A 22,994-nucleotide genomic window follows, 5' to 3' on the forward strand; every position below is an offset into this window, starting at 1 on the left:
TATGGGAGAAAATTGGGAATTTTTAGACATTGTTCTATATAAACATGGAGAAATTACCATTACTGTTCAAGTTATTGTAACACTTATTATAGTATTAATTGCTACACATTTTATTCTTAAGTTTATTCGAATTGGTGTTTCCAAAAGATTGGATGAAGATGGCAAAAACCGCTTTAAAACAGTCTTTACTTTTTTAAAGTATTTTATATTTTCCATTGCCATAATCACATCTCTGGATGCTTCTGGTATTCATATTACAGCCTTACTGGCAGCTTCTACTGCTTTATTTGTAGGTCTTGGACTTGGAATGCAGAAACTATTTCAGGATATTATTTCTGGAATTTTTATTCTAGTTGACAAAACTATCATCGTAAATGACGTTATTGAGATCGATAAAAAAGTTGGTAAAATTACGCAGGTTGGACTGCGAACTACAAAAGCCATTACACATGACGAGAAAGTTCTTGTGATTCCTAATCATAAGTTTTTAAATGAAATTTTGTACAATTGGACACAAAATGATGAACGTACACGAGAATCTATTAATGTTGGAGTCGCTTATGGTACGGATGTTGATTTAGTAAAAGCGTTGCTATTTGGAATTGCTGTACAAGATGATGCAATTATGAATGATCCTGAACCTACTATATTTTTTGAAGATTTTGGAGATAGTGCTTTGATATTCAGGTTACATTTTTATATTGGAGATAGTTTTCATCTGCCGCAAGTTCAAAGTAGATTACGATACAAAATATACAACACATTTAATGAAAATAATATAAGCATTCCATTTCCGCAACGCGATGTACATGTTTATAATTCAAAAAAAGAATAATATGCCTAAAATATTAGTAATAGAAGATGAATCTGCCATTAGAAGAGTTTTAGTAAAAATCTTATCCGAAGAAAATGATACGTATGAAGTATCACAAGCAGAAGATGGATTGGCAGGTATAGAGATGGTAAAGAAAGACGATTACGATTTGGTACTTTGTGATATAAAGATGCCAAAAATGGATGGTGTAGAAGTACTTGAAGCTGCCAAAAAAATAAAACCAGAAACTCCTTTTGTGATGATTTCCGGTCATGGTGACTTAGATACTGCAGTAAATACAATGCGTATTGGTGCATTTGATTATATTTCAAAACCGCCAGATTTAAATCGATTATTAAACACAGTTCGAAATGCACTTGATAGAAAAGAATTGGTTGTTGAAAACAAACGATTAAAGAAAAAAGTCAGCAAGAACTACGAAATGATTGGACATTCTGATGCTATCGATCAAATTAAAGATATTATTGAAAAAGTAGCACCAACAGATGCGCGTGTCTTAATTACTGGACCAAACGGAACAGGAAAAGAATTGGTTTCGCACTGGTTACACCAAAAAAGTGATCGTAGTAAAGGACCAATGATTGAGGTAAACTGTGCGGCAATTCCAAGTGAATTGATTGAAAGTGAATTATTCGGTCATGTAAAAGGAGCATTTACAAGCGCTAATAAAGATAGAGCTGGAAAATTTGAAGCTGCTAACGGTGGAACTATTTTCTTAGATGAAATTGGAGACATGAGCTTATCGGCACAAGCCAAAGTATTGCGTGCATTGCAAGAAAGCAGAGTACAACGTGTTGGTAGCGATAAAGATATTAAGGTAAATGTTCGTGTGATTGCTGCAACGAATAAGAACTTAAAAAAGGAGATTGAAGACGGAAAGTTCCGTGAAGATTTATACCACAGACTAGCCGTAATTTTAATCAAAGTTCCTGCATTAAACGATCGTAGAGACGATATTCCGTTATTGATAAATCATTTTGCAGCTAAGATTGCGAACGATCAAGGAAATACAGCGAAGAAGTTTTCAGATAAAGCCATCAAATTATTACAGGAATACGATTGGACAGGGAATATTAGAGAATTGCGAAACGTCGTTGAACGTTTGATCATTCTTGGAGGACAAGAAGTCACCGAAGAAGATGTGAAGTTATTTGCTTCTAAGTAATTTCTACGACATAAAGAATCAAAAAAAATCAGCTGTAAAAAGCTGATTTTTTTATGTGTCATTGTTTTTTATTCAATTTAACTATGAAGAACACTAAACGTCAGTTCGAGTTGCGAATCTGTGATTGGTTGTACTTCGACATACTCAGCGGAGCTATCGAGAACAGTTTTGAATTTAAGTAGTTGATTTTCTTTTCATAGTACTTCTCGATACAATTTTTCTTTCATTTCGACTCCGCTCAATGTACAGAAAAATCACTCGAAGTGACGTGTTGAGTTATTGAGAAACAGATTGCCGCGCGTTTTTATCAAAACGCTCGCAAAGACGTTCCCAAGAAGTTTAAGAATACACGCGAAGCAATCAAAAAACCTACTTCAACACCGTAAACTCAATCTTAGAATCGTTGAAAACTGTATGTGTCTGTTTCTTGAAATCTTCTTCTTTGGCTTTGTAAATATTTGGCACAAACGTTTGTGGATTCAAATCGATTAATGGAAACCATGTACTTTGCACTTGAATTTGCACTTTGTGTCCTTTTTTGAATGTGTGATATACATCTTGCAATTTGATATTTACAGCCGTTTTTTCATTCGGCACAAATGGTTCAGGATGTTCAAAACTGTTACGGAAACGTCCGCGCATCACTTCACTACGAACCATTAAATGATAATTACTCATGGCCAAATGGTCTTGCATGCCTTCTTCCTGCTCTTTAGCATCATGTGGATGTACATCAATTACTTTTACAATCCAATCGGCATCAGTTCCTGTTGTGGCTACTTTTAATTTTGCCATGATGTCACCTGCCAAAGTAAAATCTTCTGTTAATACTTCCGTTTCAAAAATCAATACATCTGGACGACGTGCTGCAAATCGCTGATCGTCTGTCATATATTTTCTTGGCGTAAATACGGTTTTAATATCTTCTGAATATGGTACAGGACGTTTTAAATCGCTCACAAATACTTCTTTTGTTTCTCCATTTTTAGCAGCAGACAATTCTTGATCGGCATTCAAATACATATCTTGTTTTGCCACATTTGCTGGCGGCCAACTATCATAACTACTCCATTCTTTCTTTCCAGAATCAAATACATACGCTTCTGGCAAACCTGAATTTTTACTTCCATCACCTTTTAAGAAATGGTTGAAAAATTTTGTTTCCACATCACGCTGAAAATTTAACGAGATTGAATCACCAAAATAATAGTTTCCAACAAAGTTTTTCGCTTTACTACTCGCCCATCTTCCGTGATCCCAAGGTCCAAAAACCATTGTGTTGTAATTATCTGGGTTGTACTTTTCAATTGTTTTATAGGTTTCAAAAGGTCCGTATAAATCTTCCGCATCAAAAAATCCACCAACAATCATCGTTGCTACAGATGGTTTTATATTTTTTAAATTCTGAATCAATCCTTTTGGTTTCCATACACTATCGTAGTTTGGATGATCGATAATTTCTTTCCAAAAAACATCATCTATTTTATCGGACTTAGACGTAATAACATTGTCTAATTTTTCATATTCAAAATAACTATTCAAATTGCTTAATGGTCCAGCATCTAAAAAGAACTGGTATTGATCTTTTGTACCTAAATCTGGTAATTTATACCAAGCTGAATCTTTCGGTGTATCTTTCATTGTTCCAAATAAAGAAACCGCTCTAAAATAACTTAATAAGAACGCTCCATTGTGATGGAAATCATCAAAAAAGAAATCGCCAATACAGGCTTGTGGAGAAGCAGCTTTTAATGCTGGATGCGCATCAATTGTAGAATACGTCGAATAATACCCTGGATATGAAATTCCCCAAGTTCCTACTCTACCGTTATTATTTTCAACATTTTTCACCAACCAATCAATTGTGTCATAGGTATCTGATGATTCGTCTACTTGTGTATTATCTTTCTTATTTGGAATGTATGCACGCATGTTATCATAAATACCTTCGCTCATCCAACGTCCACGGACATCTTGATACACAACAATGTTTCCTTCTTTCATTAAATGTGTATTCGGACTAATTTTAGTTTTAAATTCGTCTTTTCCATACGGTTTACAACTATATGGCGTACGCAGCATTAAAATCGGGTATTCTTTACTTGTATCTTTGGGAGAATAAATTGTGGTATGTAGTTTAATTCCATCACGCATTTCGATGGTTACTTCTTGCTTGTTGTAATGATCTTTTACATACGTATCATTTACTTTGGCAACGTCTTTATTTGTTTTTTCAGTTTTTGTGCAAGCAGTACATAAAAAAACTGTTAATAGGATAAGTTTAAAAAAGGTTTTCATCTGTAATCTTTCTATTTTCAGGTTTTGTCAGATGGAATTCACTAACAATAATTTTGAGTTTCAATCAAAATATTAGCAAGTTCATTTCATTTGGTTGTAGTTCGTAATTTTTTATGTCTAAATTTACAAAATTATAATCGCTATTAGATCACAATGAGAAGAATCCTAACTATTTTAACGTTTGCACTTTGTATTTTTAGTTGTGAAACGAAAGGAACACAAGAAACGAAGACTACAACTACAAAAACGGAGAAAGAAAGTACGCCTAAAAAGCAATTTCCAAAACTTGAACCAAACCGTTATAATGTTGGTTTTTTAATTATGGATGGTGTATTTAATACCGAATTGACTGCACCTTTTGATATTTTTCAACACACTATTTTCCGTGAGAATATTAAAGCGATGAATGTGTTTACAGTTGCCAATACAGATGCTGCTGTGACTACGTTTGAAGGCATGCGTATTCTGCCCGATTTTAATTATTTGAAAGATAGCTTGCCAAAGATCGATATTTTGGTTGTGCCAAGTGCCGAACATCATTTGGATACCGATTTAGACGATAAAAAAATGATTGCTTTTGTGCAAAAAGTTGCCAAAGATGCAGAATTTGTGACTTCACATTGCGATGGTGCATTTGTATTAGCCAAAGCTGGATTGTTAGATGATGTTGCGTCTACTACGTTTCCAAGTGACATTAAAAAGATGCGCGAAATGTTTCCGAAGTTAGACATTAGAGATAATACCTTATTTGTACATGATGGAAAGTACATTACTTCGGCTGGTGGCGCAAAATCTTTTGAAGCAGCTTTGTATTTGTGTGAACATTTGTATGGAAAAGAAATTGCCAAAAGTCTTGCTGGTGGATTGGTAATTGACTGGACTTTGGACGGTTATCCACATACTATTGTTAAATAGTTTTTTTTTGGTCTTGGGTTTTTGGTGTTGGATTTTTGGGCTTGGTGAAAAACAGTTTTTTATTTTTCTTACTTATATCCGTTAAACTCAGGAATCCAAGGAGTTTTCGCGAATTGACTTTCATTTACTTTTGTTAAATCAATTCTTTTATCAAGCATGTATTGAGTTGGCATTCCGTTAAACTCTACCATCAATTCTGCTTTAATGATAGGATTTATCAAGCCACGTTCTAAGTATAGCTTTTTACTTATGTATTTAGCCAATTGAACAAAGGTATACGGATCTTCTGGCATGTGCATAAATTGATTTTTAGTCACAAAAGTGGTTCCATCTAAATCATATCTTTGAGAAGTTGCACGATCTACCAAAGACATATTGAATTGTGTTACGTTTCTAGATTGCATTTTCATTCGCCAAGAAAATCGTTGTGCAATACTTGTCCATTCAGGGTTTGTTGTTAAGAAATGATGCCTCAAAGGAAATACAATATGAAATACAACAAAAATGAACAGACAGGTTAATGTCAGTGTTTTGTATTTTGATGTTGTTACGGCTGTCTCAGTTGCTTCTTCTGTGTTTTCCGTTGCTTTACTGCCAAATATAGAATCAACGTAGTTTCCAACTTTTTTACTATCAAAAAATAAGATGGTGGCACAAATCATGAAAAAAGGAAAAATTCCAATATCATCAAATAAAATAGAGTTATTCGTGTAACTAAATATCACGACAAGTAGTACACCTAACCAACGTGTTTTTTTAGCTAGTAAAATAAAAGCAATGCTCAGGTCAAAAACGAGTCCGCCATATTTGATTAACATAATGAGCGTTTCCTTTGGAAAAATGTTTGTCAACATACTGCTCTGCGCTTGATCAATTGTGTATCCTACAAGATTACTGTCCATCCAATTTGGAGATAGTTTTGAAATTCCTCCAAAAAAATACACTATAGAGATTAAAAAAATAAGAATATTTTGCTGCCAAGCAGGGATTATTTTTGACAATGGTTTTTTAGAAAGTTTACTTCGAAGACTATACTTTTTATCTGCGCTAACAAATATCATCACAAAAGCAATCAATGCGATGAGATAGATATGATTATTATATAAAGTTTTGTCTATAAATGAAAAATATGAAAATCCTAAAAAGAAGAATATCATGGCATATCTATACAAAAAACCAAGAGTTATTAGTACTGTAGAAATTAAAAGTCCTGCATGGATTGTTTTCAACAAACCTAAAGAGAAAGGCTGTAAAAACTCCAATCCTTGATACGGGAATAATACTTCAGGACCAAATATAAATTGAAACGTATAATCTATTTGATAGTAGTAAATCATTTGATAGAACATAAACATTCCAAAGAAAATTCTGAAGATTGCAAGGACAGAAACATCAATTGATTTGAATACTAGTTTGTGGATATACTTCATGATTGGTCGGTGTTGTTGTTCGCCTAAAATACAATTTTCCAATAGAGCTTCCCAAAATTTGAAAATAATTTAGCGAAAACAACACAAGAAACAGAAAAAGAAAAAGAGAGGTTTCCCTCTCTCCTAGTCTTTATGCCATTGTATGCGTTGTTGTATCACATATACATGAATACACCCAGCAACTGTACGTACACCAAACTGTTTTAGCACAACCCCAAGTCATTGCTTGTTGTTGTTCATTTGCTGCATTTTGACTTTCCGCACCACCTTTTAAATGAGATACTTTTACTTTTTGTAGTTTAAGTTTATTTACTTTTTTTTTCTTCATGATTGAAATTTTTACTGTTTTGTATTAATTTTATATCATGAATGTATCCATAATTTAAACTGATTTTAGTAATGAGTTTCTCAAAAGGTATTCTGAGTTTCTAAAATGTTAGATTATTTGTTGTTTAAAATCACAAAGGTTGAAACTGTAGTGAACTTGAAAAAATTAGAAAAATTGTAAAGTAAAAAATCGTCCTACGCAATTTTTATATTCTTGATATTTTTTTGGGTGAACTTTTTGTAAATGTTCTTCTTCTAACCTTACTTGAACTTGAATTAAAATGTTTGCAATGATGAAGAAAGATAACGTTACATAATTCGGTTGTACTAAAAACAAACCTAATAAACTCAACAGCATTCCTAGAAATATTGGATTTCGCGAGAAAGTAAACAATCCAGTTGTAATTAAGTTTGTCTTTTCATCTTTATCAATTCCAATACGCCAAGAATCTTTCATTTGATATTGCGCAATTACGGTAATTAGTAACGATATCAACAGTAAAATTACTCCAAGATAATTCACGAAAGTGTACTTAAAAAAAGAAGGAAAAAATTCTGTTTTCCAAGTTACTAGTACAATATAAAGAAGTATGGCTACAATAGTACTTCCAAAATAACGTCCAATAATGCCATACGCAGAATCGTCTTTAGGCACTACAAGTGCTGACTTCCCAATCTTTTTGGAGGTGATGATACTTTTTAAAATAAAAGCAATAAGAAAGTAGCCGATAAAAAATATCGGAATAAAATAATATAAAAATGTGTCCATTTGTGTGTTTTATTTGAAGATGAACTGTGTGATAATAGAAAACGAAAAATCTTAATTCTAAATACGATTATCTCATTAACTATTTAATTACACACTTTACACTCTTTTTTGTCTTTGACTTCTCCTGTTAAAAACCCTTTGTCATTTAGTTTATAATCACAGCAATCCATATATCCTTGAACAATGAGTTTTCGTCCGCGTTGAATTTGTGATTTTACTGTTGCCAATGGTAGTTTGAGTTGTGTAGCAATTGCTGCTTGTTTGATCCCTTTAATGTCTGATAAGAATAATGGATCTCTGTATTTTTTTGGGAGATTTTTAATGATTCCTGGCAAGCAATCTTTCTCAGAATGCGTATACTCTTCCGAAATACTAATGGTTTCTTCTTTTTCTAACGGAACTTCTTTGTTTGACTTTCGAAAATAATCTAGCGTTGTATTTCTACTGACACTTAACAACCATGGTTTTATCTTGCGTTCGTCTGCCACAGTTTCTAATTTTGCATGTACTTTTAGGAAAACTTCTTGCACCAAATCGTCTGTAATTTGTGCATCTTTCACTTTACTCATAATCAGACGTTTTACATCATCTGCATAGCGTTCCCAAATTTCTGTAGTAGTCATTTTTATTCTTTATTTTATTAAAAAAAGATTGTCTTAGAAAGATAAATAGTTTTTCTAAGACAATCTCATAATTTGTTTAACAATTACAGTTTGTGCAAGTACAGTTTTCACAAGTACATTGATTGCATTGTCCATTTTTACAACTTACACAGTTACAGGTACAGTTTTTATGATTTTCCATCTTTTTTGTTTTTAAGTTCACACAGTAGACGTAAGATGACTTAAAAAGATGCATTTTTTAAATATTTTTTTACACAAAATTATTTTCAGCATTTTACACGCTATCGTGTTTAGTTATCTCTCTTTTCAAAATCTTCTGTTTCTTTGATTTGAATTCGCCTCTGAATAAGATATAAAAAGACTCCTAGAATAATTAATACAAATAATCCAGGAAGACTGAAAATAAATGTGATTATAGTATCCGCTTTCATATCTAAGTGAGTTTCACAGCGGTTCCATACGCCAAAATTTCAGAAGCACCTTGCATTACCATCGATGTTGTCATTCTAACATTTACAATAGCATCAGCACCAAGTCTTTCAGCATCTTGTTCCATTCTTTGCAAAGCTTGCTCTCTTGATTCTGCTTGTAGTTTTGAGTATTCTTCAATTTCTCCTCCGACAATATTTTTTAGTCCTGCAAAAATATCTCTTCCAATATTTCGTGCTCTTACCGTACTACCTCTAGCAACTCCTAATATTTCTGTAATTTCTTTATTGGGTATGTTTTCTGTTGTTGTAATAATCATTTGTGTATGTTTTTCTAATAGGATGCTTAATACAGCTATTTGTTACAACTTAAAGATACTTATTTTTTAGTTCTCTTCTGACGAATGGCATTTCTATATCGCAGTAATTCTTCTTTCACTTTTGGTGTCAATAGATACAGTCCGATCATATTTGGCACCAACATGGAGAATACCATTGCGTCTGCAAAATCGACCACAGCTTGCAAACTTGCCGCTGCACCAATAATAACAAAAATGCAAAAGATAGTTTTGTATATGTATTCTGCTTTTTTGCTTCGTCCAAATAAATATGACCACGCTTGATGTCCGTAATACGACCAAGAAATCATTGAAGAAAACGCAAATAAAATTACCGCTACCGTTAACACATACGGAAACCACGAGATTCCACTTTCTAGCGCATTTGAAGTTAGTATAGCTCCTTGTTCATAGGATACTGCTGTTCCTACCGTAATTTGCCCTGTAATGATTAATACAAGTGCTGTCATGGTACAAACGACTACTGTATCAATAAATGGTTCAAGCAAAGCAACCAAACCTTCACTCGCTGCATAGTTAGTTTTTACAGCCGAATGCGCAATGGACGACGAACCAATTCCTGCTTCATTGGAAAAAGCTGCACGTTTGAAACCTTGAATCATCACACCAATAAATCCACCTGCGACACCTTCATAACTAAATGCTCCATTAAAAATTTCGCTAAATGCCGCTGGAATACTTTGGTAATTGATTCCGAGAATAATCAATATAGCAAGTACATAGGTTGCTACCATTAACGGTACAACTTTGTCTGTGACTTTTGCTATTTTTTTGATTCCGCCAATAATAACAATTCCAACGAAAGTTGCCATAATCAATCCGAAAAGCCAGCCTTTTCCATAAAAGATGCTTTCTTCGCCACCAGTTACGTATTGAAATAATTGAAAAGCTTGATTGACTTGAAACATGTTTCCGCCACCAAACGATCCGCCAATACACATAATTGCAAATACAACTGCCAAAATTTTACCCAAATGTTTCAGTCCTTTTTCACGCAGTCCTTTGCTTAAATAATACATTGGTCCGCCGTATATAACGCCGTTTTCGTCTACTTCGCGATATTTTACGCCAAGTGTACATTCTACAAATTTGGAAGCCATTCCTAAGAATCCGACTAAAATCATCCAGAACGTTGCGCCAGGTCCACCAATGGAAAGAGCAATGGCAACACCTGCAATATTTCCGAGTCCGACAGTAGCAGACAAAGCTGCTGTTAATGCTTGAAAGTGCGATACTTCACCTTCGTTTCCTTCTACTCGAATTGTATCTGGATTGTCGTTTGTTTCAGTAGTTGAAACAGCTTCAGACACCTCAACTTTATGATTACTTTCTAAATCGTCATAATCACCTTTTACGACTTTTATCGCTGTGAAAAATCCGCGAATATTGATGAGTTTGAAATAGATAGTAAAGTAACTCGCTCCAATAATCAGTACAATTAATACCCAAGGAATCCCGACTTCGCTGGTAATAGGAATCTCTGCAAAAATGGCATCGGTAAACCAACTTGTGGCATTTTTGAAGTTTTCATTGATGCGCGCATCTAAGGATTGTGAACTTTCTTGCGCTGCTGCAAAAATGGGCAGCAATAGGCTAAGAAGTAGTAATTGTACTGATTTCATCTGTTCGTTTTTTGATTGGTACGAAGATGAAATTATGTACTGTATTACAAAAGGTTACGTAGTGCTGTTTTTATAAGTAGTACTAGTTAAGTATGTGATTAAGTAGTTAAATTATTTAGAAGAAAACGCTCTCTATTTTTTCGCCAGTATGCATGACTCCAATGTACTCATCATTTATTTTTGATTCAAAAGATAATTCATAAGGAGTTTCCTTCTCATTCCATGGATAGATACATTTTAAACGGTAATCAGTTATTTTTTGGCCTTTAAATTTCTCTTGTAGTTTTATGTCTTTTGAAATTTCGTCCACCATTTGGGATTTGATATTTTCTTCGTCTTTTAGTATAAATTTTGCAGCTTCTATTTGAGTTGGGTACGGTCCTTTTGAGTTTCCAAGTAATAAAAGCGATACTTCTTTATTTCTATATGTTGAATTTTCATCACTTACCCATGTAATTTCTTTTTGCTTGTCTCTTTTAACGCGCGCTTCAAATATTCCCAAATTAGGGATTGTTATTTTTACTTTTTTACCGAATAAAAAATTTAGGATTCCAAACATGAAGTTGTTTTATATTTTTGGCGAATCTAGTAGTTTTTGCACTTGATTCAAAGTCTAGCAAAGTGTTTCCTTCTGTTTAACCACATTCAATCGTAGCAAATTGAAGTAAGTTATTTTCGATTGCATACATAATCAGTTGTTCTTTTCCACCTGAACCGCTAATGTTGAGTATTTTTTTGATTTGATAGATATGCGCCTGAAAACCATCAACACTTATGTGCATGGCTTCGGCAATTTCGGTGTATGATTTTTTATCGCCACAAATACCTAAGTTAGCCAAGACTTCTTTTTGCCGATCGGACAATACAATTTTAGAAGCTTCTTGCATTTCGGAAACTTTCTGCTCTTGTCTTTTTAGTTTTTTTGTTAAGAATTGAATGGTGTCTATATGGCTTTCATTAGCTATTTTTAGTTTCTCATTCTCTACACGTAATGTATTGCGTTCTGCTTCAAGCACTACAAATTCGGATTGTTGTTGTTCTTTTTCCGAAAGAAATTTCCAGCTATATAATAATATTGAAAATAGTAGAATGAAGATGAATTTAAATGAAATTGCCGTTATAATTCCGAGCAAACTCCAATTAGATAAACTGATGTATTCTTGAACGAGCTCGTACGGAATGATTCTGTGGGAAACCGCAATGATGATTAAAACGAACAATGAAAAGCATGGTAAGTACATGAATTTCATGTTTCGATTGATGAATGCACTGTTCAATTCATATAGTAAGGCCAACGCTACTACTAATGAAATTGGAATATCTATCAGCCAAATAAAGCTGCTGCTGATGTCTGGATTTGTATATGAAGTCGCGATGAATACAAAAGCAATCATGCTAAAAATTCCACCAAAAAGCATTACAAATTCTTTTACTGAGAAGCGTTCTACAATTTGTACAATGATGTTACGCTTGTTTTGATGTTCTATAGATGGCAGTGATAACAGAATAAACAGCGAATTGATAAGCGAAATAAAAACGCCCCAATACACTAACCATTTAGCATCTGCAGATACTTGAAAATATTTTGTAGCTAGTAACGTAACTATTGCGCCAATTCCCCAAGCAAAAATTGCCAAGCCAAACCATTTGATTCCGCTTATAGTGTTTCGACTTTGTTGCTTTCCTTCTTTGTCATAAATACGTTGAATGACAAATGCAGTTAGCAAACAAACCAATGCCGTTACGGTAGATTCTATGTGCGCGTACATGTTTTTTTATTGATTGATGTTTTAAAGGTAGGTAAAATATTGTGCAATTTTATAATGAATTGTAAACTCACAGAAGCTTTTTTGTTTTTGTATTGTATTTTCGTAAAATGTCTGAAGAAAATCTTCCTATCCAAACGAATCTTGAAGCAATTGATTTAAAATTGCAGTTGGAACAGCTGCAAAAAGAATATGATGCAATGGAACAAAAAGTGCAAGCGCTTAAAAATTTAATTCATTTGCACTTAGCAGACGAAATTGTGGAAGTACAAGAGTTGACTATTCTTTACAAAGAGTTAAAATCTGCCAAGAAACAACAACGTTTGCAACAGAAACAACGTGGTAAAAATTATGTGGCACCAAAAGGATTACAAGTAGTTTCAAAATCTAGTAAAGATGAAAATGTAAGTCATTCGAAAGAGAAAAAACGTTTGTATAGAGAAGCAATGCTTTATGTGCATCCTGATACATTTTCGATGCAACCTGAACAAACCGAATTGGCAACGGAAGTTACTGCCAAGTTGATTCAAGTGTATAAAGAAGGTGATTTGAAAGCCTTGCAAGCATATCACGCACATATTTTTAGTGATGCATCTTTAACACCACTTACAGCGAATGCATCTGTAACGATTCACGCAAGTGGAACATCGCATATTGTTACCGAAATTGATGCGCTTAAAGTACAAATAGACGAATTAAGAAACTCTCCTTTATACAAAACACTGACCGAATATGAAAATCCATATACGTATGTTGACGAGTTAAAGGTGTATTATAAAGATCGACTTGTTAAACTTAGAAAACGAACTCGAAAAGCGTTTAAATAAACAGCTTTCTTAACTGTAAATAAAAAAGGAACACTAACTAGTATTCCTTTTCTACTAATTTTCTAATATATTATTCTTAACGGAATGTATCTTCAGCTTCACACTCGCATTCAGTTCGATTGCACCAACAACTCGTTTGTGATGGGTTTTTCCCTCCTTTTAATTGCTTAATAGTACTCAATGAAGAAATGGTGTTTTTCTTGAACGCTAAATTTTTAATTGTTTGTTTTTTCATGATTTTAAGTTTTGGTTTTAGTTATAAATAAAGTACAAAATTGAAAAAGAACGTGCCCAAAAATTCAAGACCTTGTAAAACCGAAGCTGGATCAAGTTCAGAATTACGTGTTAATAAACTTTTTAGGCAAATTCTTTAAAATTCATTCTTATTAACTAGTTTCTAACGAAATGGTCTATCCATTTCACATTCGCAAACAGTATCCATACACAAACAACTTGTTTTTGAAGTATTTCTTCCTCCGTTTAATTTTTCGATTGCACTAAATTTCGAAATTGTTTTCTTGTTAATTGCTAAACTTTTGATTGTTCTTTTTTTCATGACTTTACGTTTTTGGTTTGTCGATATATAAAATACAAAAAAATAAAAAAGGAACACCTTTCGATATTCCTTTTTCGTTATTATTCTTTAATAATTGTTTCTTTGTTCATTTTCATCAAAGAGTTTTACTGACATTCAAGTCCGTTAGTTTCACATTGTCCTAAAAAGCTAGGTTAACAACCTTCTGTAAATATTTCAAGACAACGTATACAAGCGCTTATTCCTGTTGGTTCTAAACAGGATGGATCACGAGATTCACACTGTTCTAATGATTCACATCTGGTGAAATTGTCTGAATAATTACAAAGGTTTGTTTCATAACCTCCTATAATAGATGCATGATTATCTAGTTTAGAAACGGTTCTTTTGCTTAACAACAAACTTTTAATTTTTCGCTTTTTCATAATAATGGTTTTAAAAATTAATATTGAACCTAATCTAAAAAAATCAAGCTTAAAAGTAGTGTGTATACATACAAACATGTCGTTTTGTGCACAGGTAAGCGCATAAAACTGGTAAGATTTTAAATCCTACATGAAAGTGGAAATGTTAATTTTACGCGAGATAAAAAGTTAAAAAAAGGAATATATTTCGATATTCCTTTTTCGTTATTATTGATTAAAATTAGCAGTATTATTCCTCTCCAGCCACACAGTAATAGCTTGGACAACCTCCTAATCGTGAGTCGCACATGTGATTTGAACACACTTTTTCTAAGGTTTTTGTTGGACAAGCATCGCTAACACACATCGGATGACCGCTTCCGCCTCCTCTGACTGCTTGTTCATTTAAATTTGATACTAACTTTTTACTCAAACTCAGGTTTTTTAAATTCTTTTTTTTCATAATTAAATGTTTTGATTTGTAATGAAGCCAAAGTATAAAACCCTCTTAATTAAGCAGTTTTTTCACTCTCAAATCCGTGCATTTGCATACAAATTCTGCTGGTATAGGGTTGAATTTATGAATTGCATATCCTATAGTTCGTACTAAAAAAAGAGGCTACATTCTAAAGAGCGATAAATTACCAATCCAAACTTTTTAGTTACCGAACGAGACAAACTCGATTTGATATTTGGTTTCTCATTAATACTAAAAGTCAGCATTAAGAGATTCTAAATAAAGTTCAAAATGATACTATGTACACTTTTTAAAATTCAGCCTCTTGAGAGTGCTTTTAGAATTTAGCAGAATGTTACTGTCGTATCACAACCTTCTGTAAATTCTTCCATACAAAGCAAACAAGCACTAATGTCAGAAGGTTGTAAACAATTTGGATGATGTGTAAAACATTCTTGTAAAGAATTTCCACAGTTAAAAGTATTACCATCATCAAGTCCGCCTCTTACTACATCTAAATTACCTAAGTTTGAAATTAAGTTCTTGGACAAGTTTAACGTTCTAATTTTTTGTTTTTTCATAATAATAGTTTTAAAAATTAATATTGAAGCGAAACTAGAAAATGAAGTTTTATAAATCGTCTTTTGTCTTACATGTACGTTTAGTTGTATTCTTAAATACGTAGCTTTTTAAATAGCACCAAAAAAAAGAAGAGCTACCTTCTTCAAAAAAATAGCCCTTTTTCACTATCGTATAAATTTAAACTTTAAAATGGTGATTTATTAATTTTCATCATCAACACATCCTATTAACAATGTGCATATCCAGCTATATCCATCTGTACAATCATTTGTACAATTTCCTCTTGTACAATTCCAAGCAGTTTGAAATGGTGAACAGCCATCAGAACAGCCATTAGTACAAAACGCAGAAGCTCCTCCTTGCAGTTGATCTTTGTTTAAACTAGAAATAGATTTTTTGTTTAGGGACAATCCCTTAATTTTCTTTTTTTTCATAATAAATAAATTTTAATGTTATGCATTAACTAAAGTAGTTATTACTCATTCTTAAAGAGTGAATTAGCGTTCTAAACATGTGTATTTGTACACATACGCACCTTAGTATTTATATGAATTTATAAATTGCACGTATCTTTTAAGATTTGTCTTTCCTTACATAAAAAGGGCTTGAAGAGTATCTAGTGTTTTTTTAGATATACATTCGGTCCATTATCATTTTTTTAAGACTTTTCAACGTGATTTCTAATTATATTTAATTAAAAAAAAATGACATTTACTTTCATAGATCTTATCTTATTTTCAGGAATTGTTCAAGGTATATTCCTAATGATTTCTTTGTATTTTATTTCACAAAAAAATAAAAAAGCGAATAAGATACTGATGATCATTATAGGATTCTCAACAGCTATTTTTGCTAGAGAAATGCTAAGCTATCAGTTAGATCCTTTATTGTTTTGGCGGAGTTCAATTTTAACAGAATGTACCATGTATTTATTTGGTCCTTTTTTATACCTGTATTTTAGAAAATTGGTGTTTAGAAATCATCCAAAAAATAGATTGTCATTTAAACATTATACCCCTTCTCTCCTATTGTTTATTTATTTTATATGGACACTTTCTATCACTACTGAAGAGTATGTAAATTCAACTTATACTTCTATTATGTTTTATGCTTTTTTAGCCATGGAAGTCACAGGTGTTGTTTCAATTATTGTATATAGTTATTTATCCTATAAAATTGTAAAACATCTTAAAAGCGTAGAAAACTCTAGTGTGTACATCCATAAAATTGCTCGCTACATAACATTCGTTTTACTTGGAATTTCACTCATTGCAGTTTGTTGGGCTTATGGAATTTTTAATACGTATGGATTAGGGAATTTTGAATCTATCATTAGTTATAAACTTATATGGATTTGTATTACTATTTTTCTATTTATAGTTGGTTATTTTAGCCTTACACAGCCAGAAATTATTCGTTTGCCTATTGAGAGAAAAATAACTACTAGAGATCGAATGACTAAGACTGAAGTGACCAACATACAAAAGAAACTACAATTACTAATTGAAGAAGAACAAATTTTTATGCGTTCTGATTTGAGTTTGAAGTCGCTTGCTAAAGAGCTAGATACTTCTGCCAATAATTTATCGTGGTTGTTGAATTCTGTATATGAAAAAACATTTTATGAATATGTTAATGAGTTTCGTGTGAAGACATTTTTAAAGAAGATAGAAGCTGGCGAACACAAAAAACAAACCCTACTTTCTATTGCGATGGATGCAGGATTTAATTCGAAGTCGACGTTTAATAAAACGTTTAAATCATTAATGAACGATACACCTTCAAGTTATATTGAGAAGAAGTATTCTTGATAAAAAGATTCATGAATATAGAATCAAGATTTCTTGAATGTCCTTTTGTGGAAAATCTAAATAGTATAAATAATCTACTTTGCATCTTCCTCAAATAGCTTTTTAAATTTTTTCTTTTGCTTGAATTTGGCAAATAATGGAAGTTGTTCAATGGCTTGAAAACGTTGCAATCCGAGTTCTTTTGCTTTTTTTAAATTTCTGATGGTGTGTTTAAAATCGTCATTGCGTGCATAACTCTGCGCCACTCTATAATACCAATATGCTTGTGTTGGATTGAAATACACTAACAATTGATCGCAATACAAAGCGTGTTTGTACTTTTTTGCGTAGATATATCCCATAGAAGATTCGTATGCACCTGCAAAGATTGAATATTTTAATCGCTTGAGCATTTTTCCTCTAGGCGTCATTGTCGCATTTTCAATATCAATGTCAAGTCGTCTCAATTCTTTGCGCCACCATTTGAAATTATCGTCCGATTTGGCTGCTAAGATATCGTTTGAATAGACTTTTGAAAACTTCTCATACAATTCATTTTCTTCTTTAATGTTGGCTGCTCTTTCGGCAATTTGATCTTTATATTCAGGAGAATTTTTGATAGCTTCTGCTTTTTGTTGCGCTGCTTTCAACTCAAAATACGGTGTAAAGTTTTTTATAATACTTTCGTATTCTCGTACAGATCTGAATTTGTTGTGAATGACTAATGAATCGGCAATGGCATATTGTGTTTCAAAATACGATTGCACAAATTGTGAATCCACACTTCGAATGTTTTTTTTATATGCTTGTAATTGCAACCAACCAAATGCACGTTCAATTTGCTCGCTTGGAGGCCAACGATGTGTATCGTTGTAAACAAATAATTCATTATCTACTTCAAACTTATCTAGCAATGCTTTTGTGTTGAACATTTCCTGATAGTTCATATCTTCATCCCCAACCAAACCAACAAAAGAGAACATTTCTTTCTTTGGCGTGAATGATTTATTAATTGCCAAACCTGCGCCACAGGCAATAACTCCTTGTACTTTACCTGTCAATGCTGCAATAGCTGTTGCTAAACGCGATCCGCCAGAAAAACCAGCAGCATAGATTTGTTTTTCATCTATTTTAAATTCAGAAAAAACAGTTGCAAACAATCGGTTTGTGATCTCAAAATTGATTTCGTAGGCAACTCCGTTTTTTGTATTGTTTGAAGCAATTAAAATGTAATTGAACTTTTCCGCGGAAGCGATAAAAGATTGCATTCCATTAGCGCCATTTCCACTCGGGTCAAATACAAAAACAACAGCAGAAAGTTTGGTTTCATCAAAGGAATTAGGCAAATACAAAGCATAGGTTTCCGAACTGTTTTGCACCGAAATCGAGTTTACTATTTTACCTTTTTCAAAACGATTTGTTTGCGCCAATCCGACAAGCATATAAAAATTAAGCAGAAAGAGAAATACACTACGCATATACAATACTTTCTTTAAAGTTACAGAATTAAGAGTAAGCATGCTCATTTTTAACATTTTGTGTTTTTTCAAACTATTTGACTGCTAAAATTTGAAAAATAAAAAAAGCCATTAATCATAGATCAATGGCTTTTGTAATATGTGAAAATAATTATGCTCTTCCTGGACAGATAATAAATTCTGTAAATGGACAAGCGTCCCCTAAACATGTCTTTAACCAATGTCCTACCCCATGATCTTCTTCTGCGTCTTGAGCGCCTCCGTTAATATTTTCTAATTTAGAAATTTGTGCTTTCTTTAATGTCAACTTCTTGAATGTTTGTTTTTTCATGATTATAAATTTTTGAGTTAATTAATGGCAATTAATAAACTTATAGAAAACAACAGTTGCAATTATGACAAATACACCTTCAAAACTACCATTATTTTGTAATATTTTCATAAAGTATATTCCTTATTGATGCTTTACAAAAATAAAAAGTGCCACATTACGTAAAGACTAAAAACGCACTGTAACACTTTTCGTTAGGTCGCCAAACTACTAACTATTTTAAACAATTCGTTTAATGAATTGTATTGGACTGATGGAGACCTCTCGCCGCGTATACGGTTGCCCTGAGAAGTCTCATGTATCAGCATTTCAATAAATAAATATAACTCTTGAATCTTCTGTATGTACAGAATCATCATATTTAGGTTTTTGTTTATAATTATGAAGATTTACGAGTAGTACCATTCCTAATTAAGAATAGTTTTACCTCATAAAATATGCTCCTAGTTTTAGTTTTATTAATTCGAAGGTACTTTCTTTTAAATTGTTGTATAAAAAAAATGTATAAACCGACACGATTTATACATTTTTGGTATGATATATTTTCTACTTAGTTAAAACTACATATTTCTTCGGTATTGTCCACCAACTTCAAATAATGAAGCAGTAATCTGCCCTAATGAACATACTTTACACACTTCCATCAACGCTTCAAATATGTTTTCGTTGTTTACTGCTTTTAGCTGTAAATCATGAAGTAACTCTTCCGAATTGTGTGCTTTATGTAGATTTTCTAGTATCGTGATTTGATATTGTTTTTCTTCTTCCGTAGCACGAATAACTTCTTTTGGCACCACCGTTGGCGAGCCTTTACTACTTAAGAATGTGTTCACTCCAATAATTGGGAATTGTCCGTTATGTTTTAAGGTTTCGTAGTATAAACTTTCTTCTTGAATTTTTGAACGTTGATACATCGTTTCCATCGCTCCTAATACACCTCCACGTTCTGTGATTCTGTCAAATTCTGTCAAGACAGCTTCTTCTACCAAGTCTGTCAATTCTTCAATAATAAACGAACCTTGAATTGGATTTTCGTTTTTAGCCAATCCTAATTCTTTATTGATGATTAACTGAATTGCCATCGCTCTACGAACCGACTCTTCTGTTGGCGTTGTAATAGCTTCGTCATACGCATTTGTGTGCAACGAGTTACAGTTATCGTAAATAGCATATAATGCTTGTAATGTGGTACGAATGTCATTGAAATCAATTTCCTGTGCGTGTAAACTACGTCCAGAAGTCTGAATGTGATATTTAAGCATTTGCGCTCTTGCATTTGCTCCGTATTTATGTTTTAAAGCTTTTGACCAAATTTTACGTGCTACACGACCAATTACTGAATATTCAGGATCGATTCCGTTAGAGAAGAAGAACGATAAGTTTGGACCAAATTTATTGATGTCCATTCCTCTACTCAAATAGTATTCTACATACGTGAATCCGTTTGATAATGTCAATGCTAACTGCGTAATTGGGTTTGCACCTGCTTCCGCGATATGATATCCAGAAATAGAAACCGAATAAAAGTTACGCACATTGTTTTCGATGAAATATTCTTGTACGTCTCCCATCAATCGCAACGCAAATTCTGTAGAGAAGATACAGGTGTTTTGTGCTTGATCTTCTTTTAAGATATCTGCTTGAACCGTTCCACGAACTTGCGCAATGGTTTTTACTTTGATATCTGCATATACATCTGCTGGCAATACTTGATCTCCAGTAACTCCCAAAAGCATTAAACCTAAACCATCGTTTCCTTCTGGTAAATCGCCATTGTATTGTGGACGTTCTTTTCCTTTGTAGATTGCTGCAATTTTTGCTTCTACTTGTTTTTCTAATCCGTTCTCTTTGATGTATTTTTCACATTGCTGATCGATAGCTGCATTCATAAAGAAACCTAACAACATTGGTGCAGGACCATTGATGGTCATACTCACCGATGTCATTTTATCTGCTAAATCAAATCCTGAGTATAGCTTTTTTGCATCATCTAAACAGCAGATAGAAACTCCTGCATTTCCAATTTTACCATAAATATCTGGTCGTAAATCTGGATCGTTTCCGTATAAAGTTACACTATCAAACGCCGTTGACAAACGTTTTGCAGGCATTCCCTCACTTACATAATGGAAACGTTTGTTGGTACGTTCTGGACCACCTTCTCCTGCAAACATACGCGCTGGATCTTCTCCTGTACGTTTAAAAGGATATAATCCTGACGTGTATGGAAATTCTCCTGGTACGTTTTCTTGCAAACACCATTTTAAAATGTCTCCCCAAGCTTGATACTTTGGCAAAGCAACTTTTGGTATTTGTACGTGTGATAAGGATTCGGTATGTGTATTAATTTTGATCTCTTTGTCACGAACTTTAAACGTGTAGATCGGATTTTTGTATTTGTTTACTTTTTCATTCCAACCGTTGATAATTTCCCAGTTGTACGGATCAAGGTTAAGCTTGACACGATCGAATTCTTTAAGTAATAATTTTACTAGATCAATATCTGCTTCGTTGTCTAATCGGTCTAAAATGATTGTTTCATCCAAACCTGTTTTCGACATAAACGACATCTCGACTGCGCTCGATGTGACATTCGTTATCGATCCGATTGTTTTATAGATTCCATATAAACGCTGCGCAACTTCAACTTGTGCGTCTGCTTTTTTGTCGTAGGCTCTATTGTTTTCTGCAATTTCAGATAAATACCGTGTTCTTGATGGTGGAATGACGAAAATTTTCTCGCTCATTTCACTAGAAATCTTTGAGGTAGATTTTAAATCTGCTTTTGTTTTTTCTACCAATTTATCCATCACAGCTTTGTACAAGGTATTCATTCCTGGATCGTTAAACTGTGAAGCAATAGTTCCGTATACAGGTAAATCATCTTGGTGAACGTCCCAAAGATTGTTGTTACGCATGTATTGTTTTTTTACATCGCGCAACGCATCAAGTGAACCTCTTTTGTCAAATTTGTTGATGGCAACTAAATCAGCAAAATCAAGCATGTCAATTTTTTCCAATTGCGTAGCTGCACCAAATTCTGGTGTCATCACATATAAAGCCACGTCACTGTGTTCCATGATTTCTGTATCCGATTGTCCAATTCCAGACGTTTCAAGAATGATGATATCGTATTCTGCTGCTTTTAATACTTGAACCGCTTCGTTTACATATTTAGACAATGCTAAATTCGATTGACGAGTTGCCAAACTACGCATATACACTCTTGGAGAGTTGATCGCGTTCATACGAATACGATCTCCAAGTAAAGCTCCGCCTGTTTTACGTTTTGATGGATCAACCGAGATTAATCCTATTGTTTTTTCTGGAAAGTCAATTAAAAAACGACGTACTAATTCGTCTACTAAACTTGATTTTCCTGCACCACCAGTTCCTGTAATTCCTAAAACTGGTGTCTGTGATGTTTTATTTTTTTCGTGAATGATATCTAAAGCGTCTTTTGCAACGTCAGGAAAGTTTTCTGCCGAAGAAATAACTCTAGCAATCGCTTTTGGATTTTTTTCGTGTAGAATGTTTACTTCTCCATTTAGTGAATCTCCAATAGCATAATCAGATTTTTGAACCAAATCGTTAATCATTCCTTGCAGTCCCATTTCACGTCCATCATCTGGCGAATAGATACGTGTAATTCCATACTCCATTAAATCTTTGATTTCTTCTGGAAGAATTACTCCGCCACCGCCACCAAATATTTTGATGTGTCCTGCGCCTCTTTCTTGTAACAAATCGTACATATATTTAAAGTACTCATTGTGTCCGCCTTGGTACGAAGTCATTGCAATTGCGTTTGCATCTTCTTGGATTGCTGTATTTACAACTTCTTCCACACTTCTATCGTGCCCTAAATGAATTACCTCAACTCCAGTTGATTGAATAATTCTTCGCATGATATTAATGGCAGCATCGTGTCCATCAAAGAGTGATGCAGCAGTTACGATTCGTACTTTATAAGTCGGTTTGTAGGGTTGCGCTTGTTCCATATCTGTAATGAAGTATCTATTTTGAGGGTGCAATTTACGGAATATTCAAAAA

At 33.3% G+C, this 22,994-nt stretch carries 23 protein-coding genes; 5 read left to right on the forward strand and 18 right to left on the reverse strand.

Features of this window, described 5'->3' with window-relative positions:
- Position 1: 1 nt before the first annotated feature.
- Both ACRBBL_RS13550 and ACRBBL_RS13555 read left to right on the forward strand, forming a co-directional pair.
- Positions 2-835 (forward strand): mechanosensitive ion channel family protein, encoded by an 834-nt coding sequence (locus ACRBBL_RS13550; protein WP_431369601.1) that lies wholly within the window; start codon positions 2-4, stop codon positions 833-835.
- 1 nt (position 836) lies between these two features.
- On the forward strand, positions 837-2,000 hold the full coding sequence (locus tag ACRBBL_RS13555) for a sigma-54-dependent transcriptional regulator (RefSeq protein ID WP_431369602.1): 1,164 nt from the start codon (positions 837-839) through the stop codon (positions 1,998-2,000).
- A 369-nt stretch (positions 2,001-2,369) separates the two neighbouring features.
- Here the strand turns inward: ACRBBL_RS13555 and ACRBBL_RS13560 are convergent, their stop codons facing one another.
- Complete coding sequence (locus ACRBBL_RS13560; protein ID WP_431369603.1) at positions 2,370-4,298, reverse strand: CocE/NonD family hydrolase; 1,929 nt, start codon at positions 4,296-4,298, stop codon at positions 2,370-2,372.
- 153 nt (positions 4,299-4,451) lie between these two features.
- Between ACRBBL_RS13560 and ACRBBL_RS13565 the strand changes: the two genes are divergently transcribed.
- Positions 4,452-5,213, forward strand: a complete 762-nt coding sequence (locus ACRBBL_RS13565; protein WP_431369604.1) for a DJ-1/PfpI family protein — start codon at positions 4,452-4,454, stop codon at positions 5,211-5,213.
- Between the two features lie 68 nt (positions 5,214-5,281).
- On the opposite strand, the gene ACRBBL_RS13570 is transcribed toward ACRBBL_RS13565, so the two are convergent.
- The 8 genes from ACRBBL_RS13570 to ACRBBL_RS13605 all read right to left on the reverse strand — a co-directional run bounded on the left by ACRBBL_RS13570 (position 5,282) and on the right by ACRBBL_RS13605 (position 12,540).
- On the reverse strand, positions 5,282-6,643 hold the full coding sequence (locus ACRBBL_RS13570; protein WP_431369605.1) for an HTTM domain-containing protein: 1,362 nt from the start codon (positions 6,641-6,643) through the stop codon (positions 5,282-5,284).
- A gap of 130 nt (positions 6,644-6,773) precedes the next feature.
- Positions 6,774-6,971 (reverse strand): hypothetical protein, encoded by a 198-nt coding sequence (locus tag ACRBBL_RS13575; RefSeq protein WP_431369606.1) that lies wholly within the window; start codon positions 6,969-6,971, stop codon positions 6,774-6,776.
- A gap of 165 nt (positions 6,972-7,136) precedes the next feature.
- Positions 7,137-7,739, reverse strand: a complete 603-nt coding sequence (locus ACRBBL_RS13580) for a methyltransferase family protein (RefSeq protein WP_431369607.1) — start codon at positions 7,737-7,739, stop codon at positions 7,137-7,139.
- 83 nt (positions 7,740-7,822) lie between these two features.
- Positions 7,823-8,362 (reverse strand): sigma-70 family RNA polymerase sigma factor, encoded by a 540-nt coding sequence (locus ACRBBL_RS13585; RefSeq protein ID WP_431369608.1) that lies wholly within the window; start codon positions 8,360-8,362, stop codon positions 7,823-7,825.
- A gap of 433 nt (positions 8,363-8,795) precedes the next feature.
- On the reverse strand, positions 8,796-9,110 hold the full coding sequence (locus ACRBBL_RS13590) for a YbjQ family protein (RefSeq protein WP_431369609.1): 315 nt from the start codon (positions 9,108-9,110) through the stop codon (positions 8,796-8,798).
- A gap of 59 nt (positions 9,111-9,169) precedes the next feature.
- Positions 9,170-10,771, reverse strand: coding sequence for an alanine/glycine:cation symporter family protein (locus tag ACRBBL_RS13595; RefSeq protein ID WP_431369610.1), 1,602 nt, complete (start codon positions 10,769-10,771; stop codon positions 9,170-9,172).
- A gap of 115 nt (positions 10,772-10,886) precedes the next feature.
- Complete coding sequence (locus tag ACRBBL_RS13600; protein ID WP_431369611.1) at positions 10,887-11,330, reverse strand: hypothetical protein; 444 nt, start codon at positions 11,328-11,330, stop codon at positions 10,887-10,889.
- 76 nt (positions 11,331-11,406) lie between these two features.
- On the reverse strand, positions 11,407-12,540 hold the full coding sequence (locus ACRBBL_RS13605) for a hypothetical protein (protein WP_431369612.1): 1,134 nt from the start codon (positions 12,538-12,540) through the stop codon (positions 11,407-11,409).
- A gap of 107 nt (positions 12,541-12,647) precedes the next feature.
- On the opposite strand from ACRBBL_RS13605, the gene ACRBBL_RS13610 reads away from it, so the two are divergent.
- Positions 12,648-13,364 (forward strand): hypothetical protein, encoded by a 717-nt coding sequence (locus ACRBBL_RS13610; protein WP_431369613.1) that lies wholly within the window; start codon positions 12,648-12,650, stop codon positions 13,362-13,364.
- 76 nt (positions 13,365-13,440) lie between these two features.
- On the opposite strand, the gene ACRBBL_RS13615 is transcribed toward ACRBBL_RS13610, so the two are convergent.
- From ACRBBL_RS13615 to ACRBBL_RS13640, 6 genes are all read right to left on the reverse strand, one after another.
- Positions 13,441-13,599 carry a hypothetical protein gene (locus tag ACRBBL_RS13615; protein ID WP_431369614.1) on the reverse strand — a complete coding sequence of 53 codons (159 nt, stop codon included), beginning with the start codon at positions 13,597-13,599 and terminating at the stop codon, positions 13,441-13,443.
- A gap of 162 nt (positions 13,600-13,761) precedes the next feature.
- Positions 13,762-13,920, reverse strand: a complete 159-nt coding sequence (locus tag ACRBBL_RS13620) for a hypothetical protein (RefSeq protein ID WP_431369615.1) — start codon at positions 13,918-13,920, stop codon at positions 13,762-13,764.
- A gap of 173 nt (positions 13,921-14,093) precedes the next feature.
- Complete coding sequence (locus ACRBBL_RS13625) at positions 14,094-14,324, reverse strand: hypothetical protein (RefSeq protein WP_431369616.1); 231 nt, start codon at positions 14,322-14,324, stop codon at positions 14,094-14,096.
- Between the two features lie 229 nt (positions 14,325-14,553).
- Complete coding sequence (locus tag ACRBBL_RS13630; RefSeq protein ID WP_431369617.1) at positions 14,554-14,766, reverse strand: hypothetical protein; 213 nt, start codon at positions 14,764-14,766, stop codon at positions 14,554-14,556.
- Between the two features lie 338 nt (positions 14,767-15,104).
- Positions 15,105-15,341, reverse strand: a complete 237-nt coding sequence (locus ACRBBL_RS13635; protein WP_431369618.1) for a hypothetical protein — start codon at positions 15,339-15,341, stop codon at positions 15,105-15,107.
- 201 nt (positions 15,342-15,542) lie between these two features.
- Positions 15,543-15,776 carry a class I lanthipeptide gene (locus ACRBBL_RS13640; RefSeq protein ID WP_431369619.1) on the reverse strand — a complete coding sequence of 78 codons (234 nt, stop codon included), beginning with the start codon at positions 15,774-15,776 and terminating at the stop codon, positions 15,543-15,545.
- 270 nt (positions 15,777-16,046) lie between these two features.
- On the opposite strand from ACRBBL_RS13640, the gene ACRBBL_RS13645 reads away from it, so the two are divergent.
- The gene (locus ACRBBL_RS13645) at positions 16,047-17,153 is read left to right on the forward strand and encodes a helix-turn-helix domain-containing protein (protein WP_431369620.1); all 1,107 of its coding nucleotides are present in this window, start codon (positions 16,047-16,049) and stop codon (positions 17,151-17,153) included.
- Positions 17,154-17,227: 74 nt separating this feature from the next.
- Here ACRBBL_RS13645 and ACRBBL_RS13650 read toward each other — a convergent pair whose 3' ends face one another.
- The 3 genes from ACRBBL_RS13650 to ACRBBL_RS13660 all read right to left on the reverse strand — a co-directional run bounded on the left by ACRBBL_RS13650 (position 17,228) and on the right by ACRBBL_RS13660 (position 22,942).
- Positions 17,228-18,658, reverse strand: a complete 1,431-nt coding sequence (locus ACRBBL_RS13650) for a hypothetical protein (protein WP_431369621.1) — start codon at positions 18,656-18,658, stop codon at positions 17,228-17,230.
- A gap of 103 nt (positions 18,659-18,761) precedes the next feature.
- Positions 18,762-18,941 (reverse strand): hypothetical protein, encoded by a 180-nt coding sequence (locus ACRBBL_RS13655; RefSeq protein WP_431369622.1) that lies wholly within the window; start codon positions 18,939-18,941, stop codon positions 18,762-18,764.
- 560 nt (positions 18,942-19,501) lie between these two features.
- Positions 19,502-22,942 (reverse strand): methylmalonyl-CoA mutase family protein, encoded by a 3,441-nt coding sequence (locus ACRBBL_RS13660; protein ID WP_431369623.1) that lies wholly within the window; start codon positions 22,940-22,942, stop codon positions 19,502-19,504.
- Positions 22,943-22,994 lie beyond the last annotated feature (52 nt).

It is taken from the genome of Kordia sp., assembly GCF_050633145.1.
GTDB lineage: Bacteria > Bacteroidota > Bacteroidia > Flavobacteriales > Flavobacteriaceae > Kordia.

Excerpts from the sequence above, each read along its gene's own strand:
- ACRBBL_RS13645 (WP_431369620.1), top strand. The coding sequence starts at position 16,047 with ATGACATTTACTTTCATAGATCTTATCTTATTTTCAGGAATTGTTCAA.
- ACRBBL_RS13620 (WP_431369615.1), bottom strand. The coding sequence starts at position 13,920 with ATGAAAAAAAGAACAATCAAAAGTTTAGCAATTAACAAGAAAACAATT.
- ACRBBL_RS13580 (WP_431369607.1), bottom strand. The coding sequence starts at position 7,739 with ATGGACACATTTTTATATTATTTTATTCCGATATTTTTTATCGGCTAC.
- ACRBBL_RS13625 (WP_431369616.1), bottom strand. The coding sequence starts at position 14,324 with ATGAAAAAGCGAAAAATTAAAAGTTTGTTGTTAAGCAAAAGAACCGTT.
- ACRBBL_RS13575 (WP_431369606.1), bottom strand. The coding sequence starts at position 6,971 with ATGAAGAAAAAAAAAGTAAATAAACTTAAACTACAAAAAGTAAAAGTA.
- ACRBBL_RS13630 (WP_431369617.1), bottom strand. The coding sequence starts at position 14,766 with ATGAAAAAAAAGAATTTAAAAAACCTGAGTTTGAGTAAAAAGTTAGTA.
- ACRBBL_RS13640 (WP_431369619.1), bottom strand. The coding sequence starts at position 15,776 with ATGAAAAAAAAGAAAATTAAGGGATTGTCCCTAAACAAAAAATCTATT.
- ACRBBL_RS13600 (WP_431369611.1), bottom strand. The coding sequence starts at position 11,330 with ATGTTTGGAATCCTAAATTTTTTATTCGGTAAAAAAGTAAAAATAACA.
- ACRBBL_RS13650 (WP_431369621.1), bottom strand. The coding sequence starts at position 18,658 with ATGAGCATGCTTACTCTTAATTCTGTAACTTTAAAGAAAGTATTGTAT.
- ACRBBL_RS13595 (WP_431369610.1), bottom strand. The coding sequence starts at position 10,771 with ATGAAATCAGTACAATTACTACTTCTTAGCCTATTGCTGCCCATTTTT.
- ACRBBL_RS13570 (WP_431369605.1), bottom strand. The coding sequence starts at position 6,643 with ATGAAGTATATCCACAAACTAGTATTCAAATCAATTGATGTTTCTGTC.
- ACRBBL_RS13550 (WP_431369601.1), top strand. The coding sequence starts at position 2 with ATGGGAGAAAATTGGGAATTTTTAGACATTGTTCTATATAAACATGGA.
- ACRBBL_RS13610 (WP_431369613.1), top strand. The coding sequence starts at position 12,648 with ATGTCTGAAGAAAATCTTCCTATCCAAACGAATCTTGAAGCAATTGAT.
- ACRBBL_RS13590 (WP_431369609.1), bottom strand. The coding sequence starts at position 9,110 with ATGATTATTACAACAACAGAAAACATACCCAATAAAGAAATTACAGAA.
- ACRBBL_RS13560 (WP_431369603.1), bottom strand. The coding sequence starts at position 4,298 with ATGAAAACCTTTTTTAAACTTATCCTATTAACAGTTTTTTTATGTACT.
- ACRBBL_RS13655 (WP_431369622.1), bottom strand. The coding sequence starts at position 18,941 with ATGAAAAAACAAACATTCAAGAAGTTGACATTAAAGAAAGCACAAATT.
- ACRBBL_RS13605 (WP_431369612.1), bottom strand. The coding sequence starts at position 12,540 with ATGTACGCGCACATAGAATCTACCGTAACGGCATTGGTTTGTTTGCTA.
- ACRBBL_RS13565 (WP_431369604.1), top strand. The coding sequence starts at position 4,452 with ATGAGAAGAATCCTAACTATTTTAACGTTTGCACTTTGTATTTTTAGT.
- ACRBBL_RS13555 (WP_431369602.1), top strand. The coding sequence starts at position 837 with ATGCCTAAAATATTAGTAATAGAAGATGAATCTGCCATTAGAAGAGTT.
- ACRBBL_RS13660 (WP_431369623.1), bottom strand. The coding sequence starts at position 22,942 with ATGGAACAAGCGCAACCCTACAAACCGACTTATAAAGTACGAATCGTA.
- ACRBBL_RS13585 (WP_431369608.1), bottom strand. The coding sequence starts at position 8,362 with ATGACTACTACAGAAATTTGGGAACGCTATGCAGATGATGTAAAACGT.
- ACRBBL_RS13615 (WP_431369614.1), bottom strand. The coding sequence starts at position 13,599 with ATGAAAAAACAAACAATTAAAAATTTAGCGTTCAAGAAAAACACCATT.
- ACRBBL_RS13635 (WP_431369618.1), bottom strand. The coding sequence starts at position 15,341 with ATGAAAAAACAAAAAATTAGAACGTTAAACTTGTCCAAGAACTTAATT.